This window comes from Streptomyces sp. NPDC006925, assembly GCF_042869575.1.
In the GTDB taxonomy this organism is placed as follows: domain Bacteria; phylum Actinomycetota; class Actinomycetes; order Streptomycetales; family Streptomycetaceae; genus Streptomyces.
In genome coordinates, this window is sequence record NZ_JBIAGB010000009.1 from 1 (window position 1) to 21,920 (window position 21,920).

General features: G+C 69.9%; 20 protein-coding genes and 2 pseudogenes. 8 read left to right on the forward strand and 14 right to left on the reverse strand.

What is annotated here, in order from left to right; genetic code table 11:
• The first annotated feature begins 155 nt into the window (after nucleotides 1-155).
• Nucleotides 156-326, forward strand: coding sequence for a hypothetical protein (locus tag ACFYNS_RS14570; protein WP_388603259.1), 171 nt, complete (start codon nucleotides 156-158; stop codon nucleotides 324-326).
• A 2-nt stretch (nucleotides 327-328) separates the two neighbouring features.
• The gene (locus tag ACFYNS_RS14575; RefSeq protein ID WP_388602978.1) at nucleotides 329-1,042 is read left to right on the forward strand and encodes a caspase domain-containing protein; all 714 of its coding nucleotides are present in this window, start codon (nucleotides 329-331) and stop codon (nucleotides 1,040-1,042) included.
• A gap of 65 nt (nucleotides 1,043-1,107) precedes the next feature.
• Here the strand turns inward: ACFYNS_RS14575 and ACFYNS_RS14580 are convergent, their stop codons facing one another.
• From ACFYNS_RS14580 to ACFYNS_RS14590, 3 genes are all read right to left on the reverse strand, one after another.
• Nucleotides 1,108-1,395, reverse strand: coding sequence for a sulfurtransferase TusA family protein (locus ACFYNS_RS14580; RefSeq protein ID WP_388602980.1), 288 nt, complete (start codon nucleotides 1,393-1,395; stop codon nucleotides 1,108-1,110).
• Entirely contained in the window at nucleotides 1,392-2,057 is a 666-nt protein-coding gene (locus ACFYNS_RS14585) for a class I SAM-dependent methyltransferase (protein ID WP_388602982.1), read from the reverse strand. Before ACFYNS_RS14585 ends, ACFYNS_RS14580 begins: the two co-directional genes overlap by 4 nt.
• 107 nt (nucleotides 2,058-2,164) lie before the next feature.
• Nucleotides 2,165-2,833, reverse strand: a complete 669-nt coding sequence (locus ACFYNS_RS14590; RefSeq protein ID WP_388602985.1) for a recombinase family protein — start codon at nucleotides 2,831-2,833, stop codon at nucleotides 2,165-2,167.
• Nucleotides 2,834-3,027: 194 nt separating this feature from the next.
• Here ACFYNS_RS14590 and ACFYNS_RS14595 point away from each other — a divergent pair, with 194 nt between their 5' ends.
• Nucleotides 3,028-4,077 (forward strand): RNA ligase family protein, encoded by a 1,050-nt coding sequence (locus ACFYNS_RS14595; RefSeq protein ID WP_388602987.1) that lies wholly within the window; start codon nucleotides 3,028-3,030, stop codon nucleotides 4,075-4,077.
• Nucleotides 4,078-4,173: 96 nt separating this feature from the next.
• On the opposite strand, the gene ACFYNS_RS14600 is transcribed toward ACFYNS_RS14595, so the two are convergent.
• Complete coding sequence (locus tag ACFYNS_RS14600) at nucleotides 4,174-7,311, reverse strand: Tn3 family transposase (RefSeq protein ID WP_388602990.1); 3,138 nt, start codon at nucleotides 7,309-7,311, stop codon at nucleotides 4,174-4,176.
• A 73-nt stretch (nucleotides 7,312-7,384) separates the two neighbouring features.
• Between ACFYNS_RS14600 and ACFYNS_RS14605 the strand changes: the two genes are divergently transcribed.
• Together ACFYNS_RS14605 and ACFYNS_RS14610 are read left to right on the forward strand one after the other, a co-directional pair.
• Entirely contained in the window at nucleotides 7,385-8,161 is a 777-nt protein-coding gene (locus ACFYNS_RS14605; protein ID WP_388602993.1) for a hypothetical protein, read from the forward strand.
• A 281-nt stretch (nucleotides 8,162-8,442) separates the two neighbouring features.
• Nucleotides 8,443-9,291, forward strand: coding sequence for a GNAT family N-acetyltransferase (locus ACFYNS_RS14610; protein WP_360292602.1), 849 nt, complete (start codon nucleotides 8,443-8,445; stop codon nucleotides 9,289-9,291).
• A gap of 140 nt (nucleotides 9,292-9,431) precedes the next feature.
• On the opposite strand, the pseudogene ACFYNS_RS14615 reads toward ACFYNS_RS14610, so the two are convergent.
• A pseudogene (locus tag ACFYNS_RS14615) lies at nucleotides 9,432-9,584 on the reverse strand (flavoprotein); the annotation flags it as partial.
• Between the two features lie 16 nt (nucleotides 9,585-9,600).
• Nucleotides 9,601-10,013: pseudogene (locus tag ACFYNS_RS14620) on the reverse strand (Uma2 family endonuclease); the annotation flags it as partial.
• Between the two features lie 969 nt (nucleotides 10,014-10,982).
• On the opposite strand from ACFYNS_RS14620, the gene ACFYNS_RS14625 reads away from it, so the two are divergent.
• Complete coding sequence (locus ACFYNS_RS14625) at nucleotides 10,983-11,393, forward strand: SRPBCC family protein (RefSeq protein ID WP_388602996.1); 411 nt, start codon at nucleotides 10,983-10,985, stop codon at nucleotides 11,391-11,393.
• Nucleotides 11,394-11,437: 44 nt separating this feature from the next.
• Here the strand turns inward: ACFYNS_RS14625 and ACFYNS_RS14630 are convergent, their stop codons facing one another.
• The 3 genes from ACFYNS_RS14630 to ACFYNS_RS14640 all read right to left on the reverse strand — a co-directional run bounded on the left by ACFYNS_RS14630 (nucleotide 11,438) and on the right by ACFYNS_RS14640 (nucleotide 13,382).
• The gene (locus tag ACFYNS_RS14630; protein WP_360292608.1) at nucleotides 11,438-12,043 is read right to left on the reverse strand and encodes a DUF1062 domain-containing protein; all 606 of its coding nucleotides are present in this window, start codon (nucleotides 12,041-12,043) and stop codon (nucleotides 11,438-11,440) included.
• Between the two features lie 253 nt (nucleotides 12,044-12,296).
• Complete coding sequence (locus ACFYNS_RS14635; protein WP_360292611.1) at nucleotides 12,297-12,503, reverse strand: hypothetical protein; 207 nt, start codon at nucleotides 12,501-12,503, stop codon at nucleotides 12,297-12,299.
• Between the two features lie 222 nt (nucleotides 12,504-12,725).
• Nucleotides 12,726-13,382 (reverse strand): TetR/AcrR family transcriptional regulator, encoded by a 657-nt coding sequence (locus ACFYNS_RS14640; protein ID WP_388603261.1) that lies wholly within the window; start codon nucleotides 13,380-13,382, stop codon nucleotides 12,726-12,728.
• Between the two features lie 523 nt (nucleotides 13,383-13,905).
• Between ACFYNS_RS14640 and ACFYNS_RS14645 the strand changes: the two genes are divergently transcribed.
• Nucleotides 13,906-15,399: an MFS transporter gene (locus ACFYNS_RS14645; protein ID WP_388602998.1), complete on the forward strand. Its 1,494-nt coding sequence runs from the start codon at nucleotides 13,906-13,908 to the stop codon at nucleotides 15,397-15,399.
• A 7-nt stretch (nucleotides 15,400-15,406) separates the two neighbouring features.
• On the opposite strand, the gene ACFYNS_RS14650 is transcribed toward ACFYNS_RS14645, so the two are convergent.
• From ACFYNS_RS14650 to mltG, 4 genes are all read right to left on the reverse strand, one after another.
• Entirely contained in the window at nucleotides 15,407-15,928 is a 522-nt protein-coding gene (locus ACFYNS_RS14650) for a hypothetical protein (protein ID WP_388603000.1), read from the reverse strand.
• Nucleotides 15,929-16,397: 469 nt separating this feature from the next.
• Nucleotides 16,398-16,592 carry a hypothetical protein gene (locus ACFYNS_RS14655; RefSeq protein ID WP_360292623.1) on the reverse strand — a complete coding sequence of 65 codons (195 nt, stop codon included), beginning with the start codon at nucleotides 16,590-16,592 and terminating at the stop codon, nucleotides 16,398-16,400.
• 455 nt (nucleotides 16,593-17,047) lie between these two features.
• On the reverse strand, nucleotides 17,048-19,270 hold the full coding sequence (locus ACFYNS_RS14660; RefSeq protein ID WP_388603001.1) for a TerD family protein: 2,223 nt from the start codon (nucleotides 19,268-19,270) through the stop codon (nucleotides 17,048-17,050).
• Between the two features lie 265 nt (nucleotides 19,271-19,535).
• The gene (mltG, locus tag ACFYNS_RS14665; protein WP_360292629.1) at nucleotides 19,536-20,327 is read right to left on the reverse strand and encodes an endolytic transglycosylase MltG; all 792 of its coding nucleotides are present in this window, start codon (nucleotides 20,325-20,327) and stop codon (nucleotides 19,536-19,538) included.
• Nucleotides 20,328-20,510: 183 nt separating this feature from the next.
• On the opposite strand from mltG, the gene ACFYNS_RS14670 reads away from it, so the two are divergent.
• Nucleotides 20,511-21,173 (forward strand): pentapeptide repeat-containing protein, encoded by a 663-nt coding sequence (locus ACFYNS_RS14670; RefSeq protein ID WP_360292632.1) that lies wholly within the window; start codon nucleotides 20,511-20,513, stop codon nucleotides 21,171-21,173.
• A 38-nt stretch (nucleotides 21,174-21,211) separates the two neighbouring features.
• Here the strand turns inward: ACFYNS_RS14670 and ACFYNS_RS14675 are convergent, their stop codons facing one another.
• A complete protein-coding gene (locus tag ACFYNS_RS14675; protein ID WP_388603004.1) occupies nucleotides 21,212-21,730 on the reverse strand; it encodes a hypothetical protein in 519 nt (172 codons plus the stop codon).
• Nucleotides 21,731-21,920: the final 190 nt, after the last annotated feature.

A 21,920-nucleotide genomic window follows, 5' to 3' on the forward strand; every position in this document is an offset into this window, starting at 1 on the left:
AACAGGGATCTCGACAATCCACATTCTCGCTGGTCAGAGGCACTTTCTGCTTATGTGATCACCCATCGGACACCACGCCTCGTGAAAGCCGGAGGCTAGAGGTCATCAACGTCGTCCTCGCCAACAGCATCGCTCTGGGAGCGCTGATTACAGCCATTGCGACCTGGCGGAGTTCCCGTCCGCGCCCACCTAAGCTGACTCTCGAGCGGGATGGCGTTGCGATCTGCGTGTACGACAGCTCTCCCGAGACGATCGAGCGGATCACGAGGGCATGGAGCAGGGGTTCCGAGCCTGCCCCGTCTCGCACGGACGGGGGCAGTGAGTAGCGGTGGTTGCTTTGTCGGACCCGGCCTCCTCGGCGGCCGTGCTGGTGGGCATCCACGACTACGCCGTACTGGAGAACCTGCCGTCGGTCGCGCGCAACCTCGTGGGGCTCAAGAAGGCACTGACGGATCCCGAGGTATGGGGCCTGCCCCCCGAGGCCTGCACGGTAATCGAACAGCCGGGCAGCGCCGGACTAGTGCTAGACACCGTGCGCGAGCAGGCACGTCTGGCGCAGGACACTCTGCTGGTGTACTACGCGGGGCACGGTCTGACGGATGCGCATACCGACGAGCTGTATCTGACTCTGCCGGACTCGGATCCTGAGCGTGAGTACACCTCGATGCGGTACGAGTACCTTCGACGTGCCGTCCTGGATCCCTTGGCACGCGCCAAGCGAACCATAGTGATCCTCGACTGCTGCTACAGCGGACGTGCCCTGATTGGCGAGATGGGCGCGAGCATGCAAGTCGCTGACCAAGCCGTGGTGGCTGGCACCTATCTGCTCACGGCATCTGCCGAGACCCGCCCTGCCCTGTCTCCACCCGGCGAAAAGTACACCGCATTCACCGGCGAACTGGTCGCGGCCCTGACTGAGGGCATCGTGGGTGGCCCCGATCTTCTCGACATGAATACCCTGTACCGGTATCTCCATCAGTGCCTGGTGAGTAAGTCCCGGCCGCTGCCGCAGCAACGCAACCGCAATACCGGGCGTGAGTAGTTGCGGTACAGGAAGTGCCGCTGAGATTGATCTTGGTGAAGCGCGAGGGTTCGAGAGCGGCCGCTTCAGGTCGCGTGCCAGGGCGCATCAGGCATGGTGGGGCGGGCGTCCGAGGTGAGGCGAAGGGCGTACACCGGCTGTTCGCCGGCGACGGGGCCGAGGTAGTGGTGCCCGGTCATGTGGCACCAGGCAGGCAGGTCGAGCGGCGCGGCCGGGTCGGTGGCGATGACGTGCACGACCGTGCCCGGGGGCGCGCCGTCGATCTGCTTGCGCAGGCGCAGCAGGAGTGTGACGCACAGCAGGCCGGTGCCGTCCACGATCATGGCCGGTGCGGGAGTCGGCGCGGTGGTCATCGCGGCAGGGTCTGGGTGACGCGCCACAGGCGGCGGGGCAGTTCGCCTTCCTCGAAGGCATGGACCTCGTCGAGGGTCCAGCCGTCGGCGAGGGTGTCGACCAGGTGGCGGGGGAAGAAGTGCACGGCGAAGCCGCCGTGCTCGTAGATGTCGTCGCCGTGCGCGGTGCCGGTGCCGTAGTGCGCGTCGCCGGTGTGCCGGACGGTGTAGACGAAGGTGCCGCCGGGCCGCAGTACGCGGCGGATCTCGTCGACCGCTGCCTGGATTTCCTTGGTGGACAGGGCCATGCACAGCAGCATGTGGGCGAAGACGCCATCGACAGAGGCGTCTGCGAGCGGCAGTGGCTCGCGGACGTCGTGCGCCACCGTGCTCGCCCGTTCGGTGACCCCCTGGCCTCGGGCGGCCTGCTGGAGTTGCTCCAGGCCGGTGGCGGAGAAATCGGTGGCCGTCACGGTGAAGCCCTCGCGGGCGAAGAACAGGGCGTCGCGTCCGTGACCGGCCCCCAGCTCCAGCACCTGTCGCGCCCCGGCCGCCCGGAAGACGGCGGCGGCGTGGCGGGCTGGCTCGCTGGGGTCCTGCCCGTACATGCCGGGGTGAGAGCCGTAGGTCAGCTGCCAGTGTGCGCGCTGGGCTTCGGCCAGCTCCCGCTCGGGGCCGTTCATTCCTGCCTGCTCCTCTCGTTCCCGGCCGGTGCCGGTTTGTCCGCTGGCCAGCCTAGGTCCGGGCCCTGGGGCGCCTTGGTCGGGCCCGTGGCCGGTGCGGGAGCGAGTCACTGATGGCCCTCTTCGATCTGGCGGGGCAGGGCGCCTGAGCGCAGTTCGCGCAGGTCCGGAATGTGGTTGTACAGGGTGCCCGGGGAGACGCCGAGCAGCTTGGCGATCGAGGTGATCGAGCGGCCGGGGTCGGGCAGCAGGTCGCGGGCGGCGCGGATGACGTCCTCGGTGGCGACGCTGGGGCGCCCGCCGACGCGGCCGCGGGCGCGGGCGGCGGCGAGGCCCTCGTTGGTGCCGATGATGATGAGTTCGCGGATGAACTCGGCGAGGGCGGCGAAGACGTGGAAGACGAGGCGGCCGCCGGGGGTGGTGGTGTCGAGGTTCTCGTGCAGCGAGGTGAAGCCGATCCCGCGGTCACGGAGTTCGGCGACCATGTTGATGAGGTCCTGGAGGCTGCGGCCGTAGCGGTCGAGCGAGGGGACGACGAGGGTGTCGCCGGCGTCGAGGAAGGCGTGGCACGCTTTCAGTTCGGGGCGGAGCGCGTTCTTGCCGGACTTCTTGTCGGCGAAGATCTTCCGGCACCCGGCGGAGGTGAGCGCGTCGAGCTGCCGCTCCAGTTTCTGCCCGCCGGTCGACACCCGGGCGTACCCGATCTTGATCTCGTTGCGGACGAGGGGTTCGGCGACAAGGAGGTCCGGCCCGGCGGCCGGTTCGAGGGCGGTCATGGCCCCGGATCATGTCAGAAAACGGTGGTCCGGGGTTCTTGAATGACCCAGGTTTTTGAAGGGGTTTTTGAAGGCTCCGCGGGGTTCGGGAGATCCCGCCGGGCGATCTTCAGAAAACGAAGGTTTATTGAAGGCCGGAGTTGCCGCGGTGAATCTGGTTGCCCGGTGCTGGGCAGGCAGCGATGATCCTCCTCATGTTCGATGCTGCATCTGCGGGCCCCGCGCTACGGCCATATCCCAAGATCTCTGCAAGGGGAGGGCTTGGCGTGTCCGGGGGCCGGGAGTGGGTGGCCGTGGAAAAGGTACATGGAGCGCACTTTGCGGTGGTGTGTGATGAAACGGGGGTTCATCCGGCGAAGCGGCGTGAGCTGCTGGGTGACGATGCGCTGGATGGTTTCTTCGGCGTGAGCAGGATCTGGCCGGTGCTATCGGTAGCGGCGGCCCGTTTCGCTTCCGCACTGCACAGTGCATGGGGCGACGCTGCGGTGGTGACGATCTACGGTGAGCTGGCCGGTGGAAGCTACCCACACCCCGATGTTCCCGCGATTGCCGGGGCGGACCCAGTACAGACAGGCGTGTGGTACGCGCCGGGCCTGCAGTGGCTGCCGTTCGACGCATCAGTCGAGACAGCCGAGGGACGCTGCTGGATCTCTGACCGTGCTCTGCGTGACGGCGCAGCCGCTGCAGGGCTCATCTGTCCTCCTGCTCTAGGGCACGGCGCGCTGAATAAGCTCCAGGAGCTGCCGTGTGCCTTCCCCACAAGAGTCCCAGCCCTCTTTGAATTGCCCGAGCTGGCGGACAATCTTGCCGAAGGCTATGTCCTCAAGCCGGCCGGCGAATGGCCGGAGGCGGATTCCGCAGGTGCGGGCATGCGTCCTGTGGTCAAGGTGAAGCAAAAGTCTTTCGCGGAGGACGAGCGGTTCGACGGCGCACGTCCCTATCTGTCGCCGCCGCAGGGAGCAGCCGGAGTTCCTGCCTGGCTTCTGGCCCATGCCTCGGCGCTCCTTACCCCCGCTCGCGCGGCCGCCGTGGTCAGCAAGCTGGGCCCCCGCGCTCCGGTAGATGTTGTGGCGGAGGAGATCACCCGGGATGTTTCGGAGGAGCTTGCCGAAGCGCTGGGAGGTCTGGAGGACACACTCCTGCGCCCTTTGGAGCGAGCACTTTTGTCTGGGGCGCGCTCCTTGGCGGTGTTCGATGCGAAGGACCGTCGCCGTTCCCGGGCAGGCAGAAAAGGTACACGGTGACGGCAGCAAGCATTCGCCTCTCGGTAAGAGGCGTGATGACAAAGGGCATCAGTCGGGTGTCGCTGGTTAGTTCTGGCTGGACGACGCGCCTGTTGTCTACTCCAAGTCGTCGGTGTTCTCGGGGGTATTTGGGTCGCGAAATGGGCGCAGGCCCGCGTTCGGGCTGGTGGCTTGGATATTGAACTGGTAGCGGCCCAGGAAGTTGATGTGCCGGTCCTTGAGCGGGGAGAGCCGGGCGACGTCCTCGTCCTTGATGTCGTGGCCCTCGGCGCGGAGCTGGGCGACGGCGGCGTCCAGGTAGCGGGTGTTCCACAGCACGACGGCGTTGAGCACGAGACCCAGACTGGCCAACTGGTCCTCCTGGCCCTCGCGGTACGCCTGCCGGATCTGGCCCCGGCCGCCGTGGCAGATCGCGCGGGCGAGACGGTGACGGGACTCCTGCACAGTCAGCTGCCGGTTCATCAGCCGCCGGTAGGTGTCGTCGACCGGGTCGACCAGCGCGAGCAGTTGCATGGTCTTGTCGATGCGCCCGTACTCGGCGAACGCGGCCCCGAGCGGGGTGGGATGCCCCTCGCGGCCGAACATGCGCAGCAGGTCGTAGGCGCGGACCTGGTTCGTGATGAGCGATCCGGCGACGCGCAGCATGTCCGGCCAGTGGGTGGCGATCCGCTTGAGGTTGACCTTGTTGCAGGCGACGGCTTCCAGCGGCCCGTACCCGGCGGCCGGCGTCTCCCCGTCGTCGGGGAGGTCGGCCCGCCAGAACCGTTGGTCTTCCAGGTCGCGGAAGCGCGGGGCGAAGCGGAAGCCGAGCATCTTGTACAGGCCGAAGGCCATGTCCGAGTACGAGGCGTTGTCGGTCGCGACCATCTCCGGCTTCACCCCGCCGTCGAGGTTCAGCAGGGTGTCCAGGGTGTAGAGGCTGTCGCGCGGAGTGCCGCGCACGACCATCGCGCCGATCCCCGCGACCTGGTCGTTGACGGCGTTGAGCCAGGTCACGCCGCGTTTGTAGCCGTAGTACTTGGGCGAGGGACCGGTGTTGATGCTCTTGACGGGGACGACGAAGCGCAGGCCGTCGACGGAGGCGAGCAGTCCGCCGCCCCACATCTGGGCCAGCTCGATCCGGGACTGGGCGGTGATGAGCGCGGCGTTCGCCGCGGCGATGGTGTCGGCGCGCACGTAGTTCTGGTCGACGTGGGACAGGCGCGAGCGGGTCAGCGCCTTGTTCTCCGTGTCGATGACCGGGGTCAGGCCGATGTTGCAGCTCTGCGAGACGAGCAGGGCGACCAGGGAGACGAGCAGGCCCTCCATGCGGGTGCGCCGTTCGGAGACGTGGCCGAAGGCGTCGAGGAACCCGGTCCAGGAGTGGACCTCGAACAGCAGGTCCGGCAGCTCGATCCTGGGGAGCATCGCATCCGTGGTGTTCTTCAGCCAGGTCAGCGACTCCGGCTCGCCCACCGCGCCGAGCTTGTCCACCGACAGGCGGGCGCGTCCGCCGCCCTCGGGGACGACGATCTCCACCTTCGCGTCGTCGCCGGCCTCCTGAAGACGGTCGGCCATCTGCCGCCACGCCGCATCCAGCCCCCGCGTGAGCTGGGCCAGGTGCTGGTCGGCGTCCTCGGTCAGGGACAGGCCCGCCAGCACGTCCGCGCGCATCGCCTCCCACCGCGGCCCGTCCAGCAGTCGGGCGCGCGGGTCCGCCCACCGGTTCGACGGCGAGGCGAACACGTCCCGCCGGTTCAGCGCACGGTGCAGCTGCTCCAACACGCACACCACGTACGCGTCGCGGTCGACCGCGCCCTGCGGCAGCTTGGCGTTGGAGAACACCGCCCGCTTCCACATCGCGGGCACCAGCTCCGCGTCGATCTCGCGGGGCAGCAGCGGCCGGTCCTTGACCCGGCGGCGCGACAGCGCCGGCAGACGGCGCACCGCCTTCAGGATGCGCCGCCCGGCCGGAGCGGCACCCAGCGCGTCCGACTCTCCCAGCAGCGACAGGAACGGGCGCACCGTGTTGTAGCGCAGGGCCAGCTTCTCGCGCATCGCCGCCTCGGCCGACCCGTCGTCCTCCGGCACCAGGGCTTCCACGGTCGCGACCGCCCCGGACACCGCCGTACGCGGCACCGCCTCCTCCACCGCCGCCCACAGCGCGGCCACGTCCAGATCCGTGCCCGCCTCGGCGACCAGGTCCAGCTCCTCAGCGAGGATCTTCGACGCCTTCGCCAGGATGCGCGCCGCCTTCTCCAGCTGCGGCAGCATCGCCAGCCGGTCCCGGTCCGACGCCCTGCGGGCCGGGCTGATCAGCCGGTTCGCCATCAGCACCGCGAACAGGTCCAGCGCGTCATCGACTGCCTGCGCCTCCAGCTGGCGCACCACCGCCGTCAGCAGCGCGGTGCGCCGCGGCTCCGGCGCCCGCTCGATCGTCTGCGCCTTGCTCAGCTGCCCGTACCGGGCCAGCGTGGACAGCCGGTTCACCGGCACCCTCGACAGGTTCACCCGCCCCAGCGCGAACGCCGAGATCTCCTCCACCCGCTCCATGGCCCGCACCATCGCGGTTCCCGTCGACTTCGTCGGCGGAGTACGCAGCCTCTCCAGCTCCGAGACCCGCTTGCCCTCCGGCACCACCAGCAGCTCAGCCAGCGCCGGCGCGAGCGCGGGATCGGCTCGGGACGCGGCGCGGGCCACCGCTTCGTACAGGCGCCGCTCGGTAACCGTGCGGGCCTCCGACACCTGCCGGGCCAGCACCGAAACGCCGGGCAGCAACACCCGGTTCTTCCGCAGCCACGTCACCGCGTGATTGAACAGCGCCACCGGCCCCTCGGCATGCGTCCACGCCCGCCCGTACAGGAAGCCGCGGAACTCCCGACCCCACTTCCGATCGGTGAAGTCCCGGTACTTGAACCGCTTCTGGATCTCCGCCGCGTGCTCGTACACCGTCGACCGGCGCTCCGGGTACCGCTTCACGCACGAGGCGTCCGCGATGCCGAGCTGCCCCGCCAGGTACTCCACGGCCTCCCACGGCACCGCGAGCGGGTCCTCACCCAGGAACCGTCCGATGTAGCGGACCGCGCAGATCTGCAAGGCCATGCCCAGTCGATGTGCGTCCGTACGACGCAGCGCGATCAGATCGCGGTCGTCATCATCGAGGAAGAAGAACCGCTCCAGCTCCGGACGCGTGGGCACCTCGGTGAACGTCCCGTACGCCTCGGCCTGCTCATCAGTTAAGAATTCCACCGGCATGCGGCGGACGGTAGCCATGCCCCGGCAGCGATCGAGGATCTTCCTCCGAACCCCCGCACCAGACCGATCACGTGTGCTAGACGACCATGATCGTTCTCACCGGGATTTCCTGCACCTCAACTACTCACACCCGAATACCGGAGGGCTGATTGCGATCGCCCGGAACCGGGCGGTATCCCGTACGCCCCTGATACCCAACGAAGCGAGCTTCGTAGCCTGGCAGAAGGAGCCCGAGACGTACCACGTGGGAACTGTCGTCGACGAAGCACGAGGCGCGCCGCAGAGTAGTGCGGAGAACGGCATCAGGCAGACCCTGCTTGATGCCGACCAGCTCGCCCGTGCTCTCGCGGCAGATCTAGATCGGGATTTCTCGCCGTTTTGGTTTGCTGTTCCGGTGGCGCGCTGGATGGCAAGGGAAGACGGTTCGCTGGATCCGGTGACGGAGCTTGTACCGGGCGTCTGGTATCTGGCTGTAGGCCAACGTGGTCACGCACTTGTGGCGCAATCTGAGGATGGGAGGCGGGGACTATTACTGGACACCAGCGGCATACAGCGCGCTGACATTGGCGGGGGCGTCAAGTACTCGTTGGCAGATGTCGCCGAATTTGATGCCGACCAGCTCGCCCGTGCTCTCGCGGCAGATCCAGATCGGGATTTCTCGCCGTTTTGGTTTGCTGTTCCGGTGGCGCGCTGGATTGCAAGGGAAGACGGTTCGCTGGATCCGGTGACGGAGCTTGTACCGGGCGTCTGGTATCTGGCTGTAGGTCGACGTGGTCACGCACTTGTGGCGCAATCTGAGGATGGGAGGCGGGGACTATTACTGGACACCAGCGGCATACAGCGCGGCTGACAGGGCCGACTGGCGCGATGGGCGCCCGGAACGATGAGTGTCGGGCGTACGAAACCTGAGGGCCGCGATCCGACAGCCGATGCCGTTCACCGCGCTGCCAGGACGCGAGCACCAAACGTCAGTAGCCGTCGGCGCCACCTGGTGGACAGGCTCGCACCAGCCAAGGGCAGTGTCACCAACTGTGCTCCCCGCGCCCCCGGGATGGCCCCAATTCCACGCACTCGACGAGGCGGAGGTTTTTCAGGAGCGGTGCATCAGCTCTCTGTGGTGGGATGCGCTGCATGGGTGAGTCCTCTCTGCGTGACTGTATCGAGCGGTACTACGCGACCGTGCCGCTGCTGTTTTCGGAGACGGAGGCGTTCGGCAGTCTGTGCCTCTTCGTCCGCAAGGAAACGGGAAGCCCGTACTACGGGGGTCCGAACCACGCCCGCCCGATCACGGGGGCCGCGACGCCCACCGCTGATGACATCGCCTTGGTCCGTGCTCGCCAACGTGAACTCGACGTGCCGGAATGCTTCGAGTGGCTCGCCGAGGTGACGCCGTCGCTACGCGGTCGTCTCGTGGGAGCGGGGCTCCCTGTGGCCGAACGTCCGCTGATGGTCCTCGACCCACAGCATCAGATGTTCCCGCAGCCCGTCCCCCCTGGAGTCACTGTCCGGTCTCTGGACGCCGACGATCCGGCGCTGCCGGCCGTACTCGCCCTTCCCGAGTTGGCGTTCGCGGACGAGGGCACGGCTGTGGGTCCCGCTGGCCGCGCGGAACTGGAGGAAGCGGCCGAACGCATCACTGCGGGCGGCACGGTGGCGACGTTCCAGCCCTCGCTCCGAGCCGGACACAAAATCCTCGTCGCGGCCTTCGCCCCAGACGGCACCCCGCTTGCCGCCGGTCACTATCACCCCGCGGAGAACGCCACTGAGATAGGCGGGATCGGTACCCTTCCCGTCGCTCGCCGCCAGGGCCTCGGTGCTGCCGTCATGGCAGCCCTGGTCGCCCACGCCCGCGAGCACGGCGTGCGCACCATCTTCCTCGCCTACGCAGAAGAGGCAGTCGCCCGCATCTACGCGCGCCTGGGATTCCGTCCGGCGGGCACGACCTTGCTGATCGCCAACCAACCGGCCCGCGGACAGTAGGGACAGGAAGACTGCAGCGGAGAGTCAGCTCCTTCTGCGGCGAGGCCGGAATATTCGATCTCACGAGCGGCAACCCGCTGAAGCGGAGATCCGGACCGTCGCGGAACTCCATCCGGCTGCGGACCGATCAGTCACTGCGGTGCCACGGTGTCGGTGATCCCCGCTGACCACTTGCAGGCGCTCGTCGTCGTCAGCGGGGCCACGAGCATCGCGTCTGCTGGTGGCAGTCCACTCGATTCGCCGGGCAGGGTATAGCGGTGCCGCACGGGGTGTCCGGTCAGCGTCTCCAGCTCTCCCGTGCGGCCAGGGCGCGTAGCGGGGGAGTCCGTCCGTGGAGATGGTCCATTCGCCGATCGTGACCGCCTCCCCGTAGAGGAAGTCCTTGCGGGTGGCGTAGCGGGAACCCGCGGGGTGGTGTGGATGTCGGAGAAGACCGCGCCTTCACCGGTTCGGGGATCGAAGATCACATAGATCGGGACGCCGAGCAGCGGATGGTCCCGCATCTTGCTCGTCCAGTCGTTGTCCGGGTTGGAGCGCGAAACGACCTCGATGGCGGCCAGGACGGAATGGGGGTCGAAAGAACCCTCCACTTCCATGTCGGCCTCGGCGATCACCATGACGTCCGGGTGCCGCAGTACCCCCTCTGCCACGTCCTCGACGTCCGGGGTACCCGTGTGTGCCAGCAGTTCGGGGGCACTCCTGGAACGGGTCCGGGCGGCGGTCCGGGGGCGGGCGGGCCTCGGGCAGCGGCGCCGGCAGCTGGACGGTGAGGCGGTGGGAGATGAGGGCGGCCGGACGGCGGAGCGGCCCGGCGGGGAGGTGCGCCGTGAGGGTGCGACGCACGGCCTCCGGTCCGGTGCCGCGCTCCAACCAGGCGCCGACGGCGGGGGTGAGGCGGGCCACGTCCCGCTCGGAGAGCAGCAGACGGTCATCGTCCCGGCGGAGCCCGGCGAGAAGCGCGGCCGCGGTGCCTTGCCGTACGGGATCGGGGGTGCGCGGTTCCGGGAGGGGTCGTTTCGGTGCCGGGAGAGCGCGGTGCCGGTACTTCACGTGGACGACGCCGGGCCGGGCTGGGGCCGGTGCGGTCTTGGCGGAGGTGCAACGTCGATACGGGCGAGAGGGCGGGCGCGCGGGCGCAGCCGCGTTAAGCTGCTGGACAGCCATGGGGAAGGTCTCTTCTTCCTCGGTGGTCAGGCCCTCGATCGGGATTGCAGTCCCGGCCGGGGGCCGTTGCATGTGTGCGGTCGTCGTGCGGTCGTCGTGCGGTCGTCGTGCGGTCGTCGTGCGGTCGTCGTGCGGTCGTCGTGCGATTGACGTGCGGTTCGTGTGCGGCCGCCGTTTCGACGTCGTACGGAGGGAGCGGGTGCTCGACTGGAGCCTATGCCGGCGAACGGGCAGGAAAGCGAGCCGAGTTCACTCTCTTCACTCCTGTGGGTTACGGGAGGTTGGTGGGCTTGGCGCGGTGCTTCGCTGGTTCTTTACGTCTGTGATGTCGCGGAGCACCGGGACGCGGCGGACGGCGACCCGGTGGACGCGAGACCGGTGCGGAGGAACTGGGTCCACGGCCGGATCGAACGGTTTCCGGGGGCAGGTCAGTTATCCGCGGCGTGCCGTACCACCGCGGTGCGGCTGAGCGCGGCACGGCCGATTCGTTCAAGAAGGTGGGGCGGGCGGAGGGCTACCGTCGTTCCATGAGCAGCGAAGTCACCGCATCACGCCATGTGAGCGTCTATGTCGATCGGCCCCTCGGCGAGGTCTATGCCTATGCGTCGAACCCGGTGAATCTGCCCGTGTGGGCCCATGGGCTGGGGGATTCCATCGAGCAGGGGGACGAGGGGTGGGTCGCGGAGTCGTCGCCGATGGGGCGGGTGGTGGTCACCTTCGCGCCGCGTAATGAGTTGGGCGTGCTGGATCACGATGTGACGTTGCCTTCGGGGGAGACCGTCTACAACCCGGTGCGCGTGATCGCCCATGGTGCCGGGAGCGAGGTGGTGTTCACGTTGCGTCGTCGGCCGGAGATGAGCGATGTCGACTTCGAGCGGGACGCGGACACCGTTGCCGCCGATCTCGCGCGGCTCAAGTCGATCGTGGAGTCCGGGTAGGTCCGGCCCGTCGCGACGGGCCGGACCTACCGGTGGGGCCCGGTTCAGCGTTTGAACGTGAAGGTGAAGTCGGCGGAGAGCTTGCCGCTCAGGCGGACCGTCGAGACGAGGCTCCCCTCGGCGATCAGTCTCTCCACCTCGGCCCGTGAGAGGCCGAAGCCGTCAGCGATCAGGCGTACCGGGCGGACGGGTATCCGTGCCGCGAAGCGGACCGAGACTTCGAGCGTCTCGCCTTCCGGCAGGGTCGCCGCCTCGTCTGCCGGTGCCCTCCTTCCCGGCACGTCCCCGGTGTCCGGCGGCGTCGGTCCGGCGGTCTCCAGTCGCCAGGCGTTGCGCCAGTCGAGGGCGATGCGGTTGCGGCGCCGTACGGTCGGGTCCTGGAGCAGTTCGGCTGCCAGGCCGGGGTCGTTGCCGTGGAGGCGGTCCAGCAGTTCGGGTCGGATGGAGCGGACGTTGATCCGTTCCAGGACGGTGAGCTTGGTGGTCTCCGCGCAGCCGTTGCACAGGGCGAGGAGCCAGGCGTCGAGGAGTTTGTGGTTCGCGTTGACGCGGAATTTGCCGCTCGTCCGGAAGCGCTCGGAGGCGCAGACATGACAACGGCGGAGGATTTCGGGCAGGCAGGTGGGAACGACCACCCAGGTCGTTTGCACAGCAGTACACCGGTTTCAGTGAGAAGTCCGCAGCGGAAAGCAGCGCGGCGCACAGGCGCGACGCGCGACAGATCAGCACTCGGGGGGTCTCACTTGGTGTACAAGGGCACGTCCTCGGTGAGGCGACAAAGGCGATAGCACGGTAGCGGTACCCGGAGGGCTCGTTCCACCGCTTTTTCGGGGGAGGTCGCCCGCCCGCAACTCGGATGTCGGGCCGGCAACACCGGTTTGGATGCCGCCTGTTGCTGCCGCGTCACCGGCGGCCTTCGTAGCGCTGCATCAACTGGTTGCCGCCGTGCCAGCCGACGACGGCCGCACCGGCCGCCAGGGGCCAGGTCACCACGTCCGGAGCGCCGAACAGGGCGGACAGTACTGCCCCTACGACGCCGAAGGTCGTGAGGGCGCCGCCTGCGCGGAGTGCCCAGCGAAGTCGCTCGCGCAGGAAGTTGCTCTCGTCCATGTCGTCCCCCGGCGGTGCGTAGACGGGCCGTCAGCAGCGCCCCGTCCGGATGCATGGCCTCGGGCGGTTGCCGCTGTGCGCGACGCCGTACCCGGCGCGCGCGGGTTCATCCCCGATCGGCGCGGAAGCGTCGCGCATCCGAGGAGTGTCGCGGCGACGCACTGGTGCTTGTCGTGTGCGTGTGCGCGTGTTCTGTGCCGCGTACCGGCTGGGTGCGCGGGCTCAGGCGGTGGTTCGGGGTGCGGTCGGCGGGGTGTGGGGGAGGAGCGCGTCGGCGAAGGCGCGGAGCCCCCGTGGGTAGGTGTCGTGTGCGGCAAGCTCCGGCCACCGGTCGCCGATGGCGGCGAGGCGGGGTACCTGCGTGGCGTCGAGGTCGCTGAAGGAGGCGCCGCGGGGGGCGGGGTGTGCGTCGTCGGCCGGTCGGCGCGCCGAGTGGGCGCGGACGAGGATCTCGCCGACGGTGTAGTACCAGAGGTCGCGGAAGACATCGACGGCCTGGGCGGGTGTGCAGCCGCAGTCCTCGGCTCCGGCGACGATGGCTTCGACCATCCACAGGGCCGATGCGTCGAGCAGGCCGACGAATCCGTCGGCGGTGAGGATCTCCGCGGCCCAGGGCCAGTCGGCGAGGGCGTCGTGCAGGGCGGTGGCGGCCGCGACGACGCGGTCGTGCGGCTCGTCGGGCAGTTGCGGGCGTGCGATCTGGTCGACGTGGTGGTTGAGCAGGAGGACGAGCAGTTCGTCCTTGTTCCGGATGTGGTGGTACAGGGTCGTCGCGCCGATGCCGAGTTCGGCGGCCAGGCGGCGGATGGTCAGTTTCCCCCAGCCGTCCCGGTCGATGAGCCGGCGGGCCGCCGCCAGGATCTCCGCGCGGGAGGTCAGCCGCGGGCGGCCGGTGCGGCCGGTGTGTCCGGTGCGTCCGGTGTGTCCGGTGTGTCCGGTGTCCCTGGCAGGGCCGGTGCGACTGTCGGTGCGAACGGCACCGCCCGGCGGTCTCGGTGCGGGTGACTCACCCGCGTCGGATGTCTCGCGGGTCTTGGATGTCTCACGTGTCTCGCGGGTCTCGGGCGTCTTGCGGGTCTGGGGCGTCTTGCGGGTCTGGGGCGTCTTGCGGGTCTGGGACGTCTCGCGGGTCTCGGGCGACTCGGCCGGCTCGGACGGTTCGGGGGGGCGGGGCATCGCCCCATGATGCCGTCCTGTCTGTCGGGGCGGGGGCGGCGCCTCTGTCGTGGACGAGGGCGTTTCTCGCGTGCCGCGCTGAGCGCGGCGGCTCGTCGCCGGCCGCGGATCCGGGCCGCTTCCGAAACTCTTCGCGTGCGCGGCGGGCGGTTCGGTGCTACTTTCGGAACATGTTCGGAAAGTCGAATCGGCCCGGCCGCGAGCCCCGCCGGGAACGGAGACCGCGATGACGAAGGGCTCAACCGCCCGCCCCGGCATGACGCTTGCCGCGGTGGCTGTCGTGCAGTTCATGGTGTCGCTGGACCTGTCGGTCGTGAATGTCGGACTCCCGAAGATTGCCGAGGGCCTCGGCTTCAGCGATGCGGGCCTGACCTGGGTCATCCACGCCTACGCCCTCACCTTCGGCGGGCTGCTGCTCCTGGGCGGCAGGACCGCGGACCGGTACGGCCGCAAGCGGATCCTGCTGCTCGGGCTGGGTCTGTTCGGCCTCGCCTCGCTGGTCGGGGGCCTGGCCCAGGAGCCCGGTCACCTCGTCGCCGCCCGGGCCGCGCAGGGCGTCGGGGCCGCCGCGTTGGCGCCGGCCGCGCTGGCGGTGCTGGCCGAGACGTTCCCCGAGGGCCGGGCGCGGGTCCGGGCCTTCGGTGTGTGGAGTGCGATGAACGCCGCGGGCGGTGCCATGGGGGTCCTGATGGGCGGGCTGCTCACCGAGTACGCCGACTGGCGCTGGGTGATGTTCGTGAACGTACCGATGGCCGCCTGCGCGCTGGCACTGGCCTGGCGCGGCGTCGCCGACAGCGCGCCGACCTCCCGCGGCCGTCCGGACGTGCTCGGTGCCGTCCTGGCGACGGCGGGAACGACGCTGCTGGTGTTCGGCATCGTCCGGACCGACCGGTACGCCTGGGGCTCACCGGTCACCCTGGCGACGCTGGCGGCCGCCGCCGTGCTGCTGGCGGCGTTCCTCCACGTCGAGCGGACCACGGCACGCGAACCGCTGGTCCGGCTGGGCCTGTTCGCCAACCGGTCGGTCGCGGGTGCGAACGCCTACAACCTTCTGGTGGGTGCGGCGATGGCCGCTTCCTTCTACTTCGTCTCCCTCTACCTCCAGCAGGTCCTCGGGAACGGTCCGGCGCTGACCGGGGTGATGTTCCTGCCCTTCGCCCTCGCGGTGATCGCCGGGTCGGTGCTCGCCATCGCCCTGGGCTACCGCGTCGCGCCCCGCACCCTGCTGGTCGCCGGCGGGACGCTGACCGCGGCGGGGTTCGCCTGGTTCGGCCTGATCAGCGCCGACGGGGCCTTCGTCACCGATGTCCTCGGGCCGTCGGTCGTCGCCGGTGCCGGCTTCGGTCTCTGCCTGGGGCCCGTCGTCTCCACGGCCACCGCGGGGGTGGCCGCGCATGAGGTCGGTACCGCGTCCGGCCTGCTCAACAGCTCCCGCCAGATCGGTGCCTCCCTCGGACTGGCCGTACTGGGCACCGCGGCCCAGCACCGCACCGGCGGGGCCGTCACCCCCGAGGCGCTCGACGCGGGGTACGCGCTCGGCCTGCGCGTCGGCGCTGGGCTGTTGGCCGCCGCGGTCCTCGTCGCGCTGCTCGTCCTGCGCCGCTCCGGCCCGCCCGCACGAGCCGAGCAGGCTGAGCGGGGCGAGCGGGGCGAGCGGGGCGAGCGGAGTGAGCTGGGCGAGTGGGGCGACGACCGCGATGCCGTGTCCGCGTTGGACTGAGTCGACGTCAGTTGTACGTCCAGCGCCAGGAGCCCGAGCGGGAGGCGCACGTGATCGCCCGGCCGCTCGCGGTGGAGGTGGTGGCGCCGTGGTCGCTGTTGCGGCAGAACTGGCCCGCCGAGTAGCAGTTCCCCGCGCTGGAGACGATCGAGCAGGTGCCCGAGCTGTCCTGGCCGCTGCTGGTGTCACTGCTGCTGTTGCCGCCGGTTCCGCCGTCTCCGTCGTCGGCCGCTTTCGCGGCTGCGGTCGTGGTGACGGTCACCGTGGGGCGGGGTTTCGCCTTGGCCTTGACCGTCTCGGTGACCGTGGGCGCGGGTTCGGGCGTCGCCGTCCGGGTCGCGGTGACGGTCGTCGCGGGCTTCGCCTCGTCGCCGACCGGCTGCTGTCCGTCCTCGCCGGTGGCGCCGATGCCCACGCCCACGACGAAGAGGGCCACGCCTCCGACCCATACGAGCACCCGCTTGTGGAGCGGGCGGGTGTCGGGCGGGCGGGGAGCCGGAGGTATGGGAGCGGTGTACGGATTGGTCATCTCGTCCCCCAAGTGTGTTTCGGGTGGAGTGACCGTAGTGCTCTGCGATGCAGTCTGTGGAGAACTTGGGTGAGAGGTGGCCATTCTGTGACCAGTGCTCGGGCTGGGAGTGGGACGGTGCGGAGGTTTTCGCGTTCGACGTGGGGTGTGTCGCGCGCTTTGGGTGCGTGGGCACTGCGCGGCATGTGGGGGTCGGACATCCGATGTCCGACGTTCAGCCTCGGGCCTCGGATACCGGGCCTCGGATACCGGGCCTCGGATATCGGCAGCAGGGGGAGGAGCGTAGGGCTCCTCCCCCGGTGCCGGTGCCGGTGCTTTGCGCGTGCGTTGCCCGGCAACGCCGAAGTGCAGTGCGTGCGGCCTGACGTGGCTGTTCGGCCCGGCCTGCCGTGCCGACCCGCGGTGGGGCCGTCCCGAGGACGCGTGGTGCGGGGTGGCGTCTCTCGAGGGCGAGGTCAGGGGGAGCGGATCACGCCGCGGTGGCCAGGTGGAGGGTCAGTGCCGGGGGGATTTCCCAGTCGACCGGTGCGTCGTTGCCGCTGCCGGCGCCCCGCTCCTCCTCGCCCTTCTTCTGCAAGGTGTTCAGCAGTTGGGTCGTGGCGGCGAGAAAGGCGCCGAGACCGCCGAGGAAGGTGCCGAGGGCTTCCATGAGATCGAGATACATCGCGCTCGCCTTACCGCGCACGGGCCGGGCGCGCACTCTGCGATTCACAACGAAAGGAAAACTGCTCCTCGCGCGGAGAAGCTGGAGGATCCGGCCTTTCCAGCAGCTTCTCGCCGGTCACGGTGTACACCGAACCGCGGGATGCCTGTGGCATTCCAGCTCTTCTCTCGGGACAGCACGGATTCCTCCTCTCGTTCTTCTCCGCAATGTGTATGGCGGTACTTCACCATAGCGGCGTCTCACCTGTCCGGTACAGGACCGGTCCGCCCCGACGCTGTCATTCGGCCACTCCTCGTGAACCCGGGTGGACGTGCGTGGCACGCCCACCCGGAGGGCCGTACGACGTGCGTGCGGCGGGTGTACGCCGTCCCGACGGGGACTTGCGGCCGGGTCGTGCAGCCGTTTCGACGGCCTGATTCCATCGGTCCCCGTTGCCTGCGGAGACCGACGAGGGGTTACGGCTGATCGAGGTGCACCACCACGGCCGTGTAGAAGCGGTGCACCGCGTCGTCGACACTGCGGATGAAGCCGGATTCGGCGTTGCCCCGGCTGTTCCCCATGCTTTTGAACAGCGACAGCCGGAAGCCGGCGATCGGGTTGTCGCCCTTCGGGAGCATGTCCGCCGGTTCCGGCCGCAGCCGCTCCAGCGTGCCCCGCGGACCGCCTGCCCCGCCTTCGAGCAGTGTTTCGACGTGGAGATCCGCCGGGGCCTCGGCCAGCCGGCGGAGCAGCCGCTTCGCCCTGCTGAGGGGGTAGCCCCCCTCGGGGGGCGGGATCTCGATGGAGGTGCGCAGCTTGCCTGTGCGCAGATCCGCGTTGAGCGCCAGGATCCCGGGCGCGCCGTCGATCCGGAACTCCGCCTGGAGCAGCCCCTCGCGGCAGAGCCGGTCGGCCAGGCGGCTGCGGCGTGCGGCGGGGTCGGCACCGCGCTTGGACCGGTGGACGGGCAGCACCTTCTGCCCGAGTTCGCCGCCGAGGCCGAGGCACAGTTGGCGGACGAGCCGCTCCCAGCTCTCGACCACGTCCAGGGCGCGAGGATCACCTTCGCACAGGGTTTCGTCGTTGATCCCGTTGCGTACGGGGACCCAGGCCGCGCCCATGTTCTGGAAGCCGTGGCAGCCGGAGTTCTCGTGCTGCAGATAGTGCAGCAGTTCCTGAAGCAGCCAGGCGTGCGCCTTGTCCCCGACGCCCTCGTGCCGGATCAGCAGCTGCGCCTGATAGGTGACTTCGGCCCAGGACAGGTGCCGGAGAGCCACGCGGTGCTTGCGCCGTCCGTCGATCTTGACGTCGACGAGCGGGCTGCCCTCCAGCGCGACATCGTTGGACACCGTGATCACTGCCTCGTAGCCGCGGCGTGCGGCGATGTCCATGTAGGCCTGCACCTGGTCGGGCTTGAGGGCGCTTCCGTTGGTCTTGGTCTCGACGAGGGCGGTCCACAGCTTGCCGGCCCGCTCGACGCGGATCACCCCGTCCGGGCGGCGCGGTGCCTCGCCGTGCGGGAGGACGACTTCGGTGTAGGTCTCCATGCGTCCCGCGGGGGCCCCGAAGGCGGCTGTGAGCCTCCTGCCGAACTCCGGCACCTGGGCCATCACCGACAGCAGCACCGAGGTGGCCCGCACCTCGCGGTCCCGGTCGCTCTTGAGCGTCGGGACCGGTACCAGCCGGGACGGCCGCCAGGACTCGTTCTCCGCCAGCGCCTTCCGGTCCGCCCGGGGCAGGGTGACCTTCTTCTTCGCGGTACGGGGGCGGGTCGCGCGCGCGGGCGGTGTGACGTTGTCGCCGGATGCGCGCGGTGCCGGTACCGGGCCGGGCGTCGTCCCCGGAGCCGGAGCGCCGGCCTGCGCAGCTCCGCCCCCGGTCTCGTTGCCGGTCCCGTTCCCGTTCCCGGTCCCGGTCCCGGTCCCGGTCCCGGTCCCGGTCCCGTTCCCGGTCCCGTTCCCGGTCCCGGTCCCGGTCCCGGTCCCGGTCCTGTTCATGGTCCTGACACCGATCCCAGCCACGTTCCCACCTGCGTTCGCGCTGCTGTGCACGTCCGCGGCGGTCTGCCCGGTCTGGGCGGTCCGGGCGGTGTCCGGCTCGTCCTGGGGTGTCTCCTCGCCGTCCTCGGCACGAGCGCCTTCCGCGCCTTCCGCTTCATCGGCGTCGTCCTCGATGTCGACGCCGAAGTCCGTCGCCAGTCCGGCCAGTCCGCTGTCGTACCCCTGGCCGACGGCCCGGAACTTCCACTCTCCGCCGCGCCGGTACAGCTCGCCGAAGATGATCGCGCTGACCGTGTCGGCGTCCTCGACGGCGAAGCGGAGGAGGCGCTCACCGGTCCCGTCGGCCAGCGTGACCTCCACGTCCGCCAACTCCCCGAAATTCCGGCCGCCGTAGCGGCTCGCGGCGACGACGATGCGGTCGATCCCCGGCGGGACGGCGGTCAGGTCGAAGCTGATGCGGTCCTCGTCGCCGTTCTCCGTCGGTGTTTTGCCCAGAAGTTGCACACTTCCGTCGGCTGCGGCGGGGTTGTTGTAGAAGTAGAAGTCGCTGTCTCCGCGTACCTTGCCGTTCGCGTCCAGCAGCAGGACGGACACGTCCGCGTCGCCGTCCCCGGTCGGGCTGACCCAGCTCAGGCCGACGAGTACCGAGCCGACATGGGGGCTCAGCGAGCTGAGCCCTACGTTCATCCCCTTGGTCATCTCGCGCACAAAAGCCCCCCATCTCCCGTGCGGGGCACACAGTTCTCCCGCACGGACCACCTGTCGCACTCTCGATGTGACGTACAACACACCAGGAAAATCGTAGTACTCACGTCCGGTGCCTGCGGGGTTCGCGGGAAATCGGCAGTGGCCACTCGCGTCGCCGGGTCCGTTCCCGGCCCCGGTGTCGGTCCCGGCCGCAGATGTCGGCACCGGCCTCGGTCCCGATGCCGAGTGGCGTCAGGGGTCAGCGTCGGGTTTCGGCTCAGGCGCCGCCCGCCTGTTCGGTGTTGAACTCCTCCACCCATTTCTCGTGCTGCGCGTAGTCGTCCGTGAAGCGGGTGTCGCCCGGTTTCACGGTGACGAAGTAGAGCCAGTCGCCGGGGGTGGGGTGCTGGGCCGCTTCGAGGGCCTCGGGGCCCGGGTTGTTGATGGGGGACGGAGGCAGGCCCTTGTGGCGATAGGTGTTGTAGGGGGAGTCGAGGCGGGTGTCGGCGTGGCTGGTGTCGAGGGTGGAGCGGCCGAGGGCGTAGTTGATGGTCGAGTCCATCTGCAGCGGCATGTCGCGCTTGAGGCGGTTGTCTATGACGCGGGCGACCTTTGCCATGTCCTCGGGGGTGTCGGCCTCTGCCTGGAGCAGGCTGGCGATGACGAGAGTGTCGTAGTCGCCCACGCCCGCCGCCGCGTGCCGCTCCTTCGCCGTCTCGGCCATGAAGGTGAGCAGCGCGGTCGGTGTCGTCTTGGCGCGCACCGGATAGGTGGCGGGGTAGAGGTACCCCTCGGGGTTGTGCTTCGCCGCGGCGGGGAGGGGGAGCTCGCCCGCGCGGGCGGCGCGCTCGGCGGCCTTGCGCGTCGTGCCCTCGGGCACGGAGAGCGCCTTGTCGGCCGCCGTGTACACCTGGGTGGCGCGCCATCCCTCGGGGACGACGAAGGGTTTCGACGCCCGATCCTGCTGGTACTGCCGGATCAGCACCACGGCGGCCGCGGTCACGGCCAGGGCGCACAGCAGGGCCGCCGCGATGAGCCATCGCTTCCGGTTCCCGGTCCTGGTGGTCATGGGAAGAACGCTAGGCCAGTGGGCCGGGTGGCGGGGTCCGGATGCCGGTTATGGGACCAGGACCACTTTCCGTGCGGGTCCCGCGCAGCCGGTCCGGGCGGTGCGGGTGTGCCGCCGGCCCGCCGCCGCCGTCGACGCGCCGTCGGTGCCGCCGTTGTCAGTGGTCGGCCGCACCATGAGGGGATGGCGACATCGGCAGTACGGGCGGCGCGGCGCCCGCAGATCTCCCTTCCCGAGCTGCGGCCCTTCGAGGGGCGGGGGCTGGAGCCCGACGGGGACTACGACGGGGTGCGGTTCGAGGAACTGGACCTGAGCGGGACCGAGGGCGGCGGTGCGACGTTCCTGGACGTGGGGATGTACCGGTGCGTGCTGGACGAGGCCCGGCTGGGGCGGCTCCGGGTGGTCGACTCGGTGCTGGAGGGAGTCCGGGGCGTCGGTACGGAGCTGGCGGGCGCCGAGTTCCGCGACGTGGAGCTGCGGGATGCGCGGCTGGGCGGTGTCCGGCTGCACGGGGCGCGGTGGAACCGGGTGCTGGTGTCCGGTGGGAAGATCGATTTCCTGAACCTCCGGCAGGCGTCGCTCACCGATGTGACGTTCGAGGGCTGTGTGCTGGACGAGCCGGACTTCGCGGGTGCCGCGCTGGAGCGCGTGGCCTTCCGCGACTGCACGGTGCGCCGGGCCGAGCTGCGCGAGGTGCGGCTCAAGGACGTGGATCTGCGGGGAGCGACCGAACTGGACATCGCCTCGGGCCTGGACCGGCTGGCCGGCGCCACCATCGACCCGGGGCAGCTGATGGAGCTGGCCCCCGCGTTCGCGGCGCAGATCGGAGTGCGGGTGGAGCCTTGAGGCCGCGGCGGCGAGAGCCCGGCACGCGGGCACCGGAGTCAGGGCATCCGGGGGAAGCGGGAGGTCAGAACGTGGACGGCCGGGTTGGCGGTCAGGTCCTCGTGCAGGTCCGTGAGGTCCGCGACGAGGTCGTGCAGGAAGTCGCGGGCCTCCCGGCGCAGGGCGCCATGGGAGAAGGAGAGCGGTTCCTCAGCGTCCGGCGACCAGTCGGCGGTGATCTCCACCCAGCCGAACCGGCGGGTGAAGCGCAGCAGTTCCGCGGACTCGGTGAAGTCCAGGGCCGCGTGGTGCGGGCCCGGGGAGCGGCTCCCCAGCGGGTCGCGGTCCAGTTCCTCGACGATGTCGCAGAGCGCCCAGGCGAAGTCGAGCACCTGCACCCATCCCCAGGCTGTGGACAGTTCGCGATCGGTGTCGGTGTCGGTGTCGGTGTCGGTGTCGGCGAGGTAGATGTCGCCGCAGAACAGATCGTGCCGCAGGGTCCGCACGTCGGCGGTGCGGTAGTCCGTCTGGGGCGGGTCGGGGAAGCGGCGGGAGAGGGCGTAGCCGATGTCGAGCACGGCGCGATGGTGTCACGCCCGTCGGGATCGCGGCGCCGCGCGGTTCCGGTCGGGCGGTTCCGGTCGGGCTGTTCGGCCGGGTGCCGACGGGCCCCTGCACGGCCGGGTACGGGCGTGGGGGGGGGGGGGGGGGGGGGGGGCGGGGGGGGGGGGGCGCGGGCGGGGGGGGGGGCGGCCGCCGGGGCCCCCC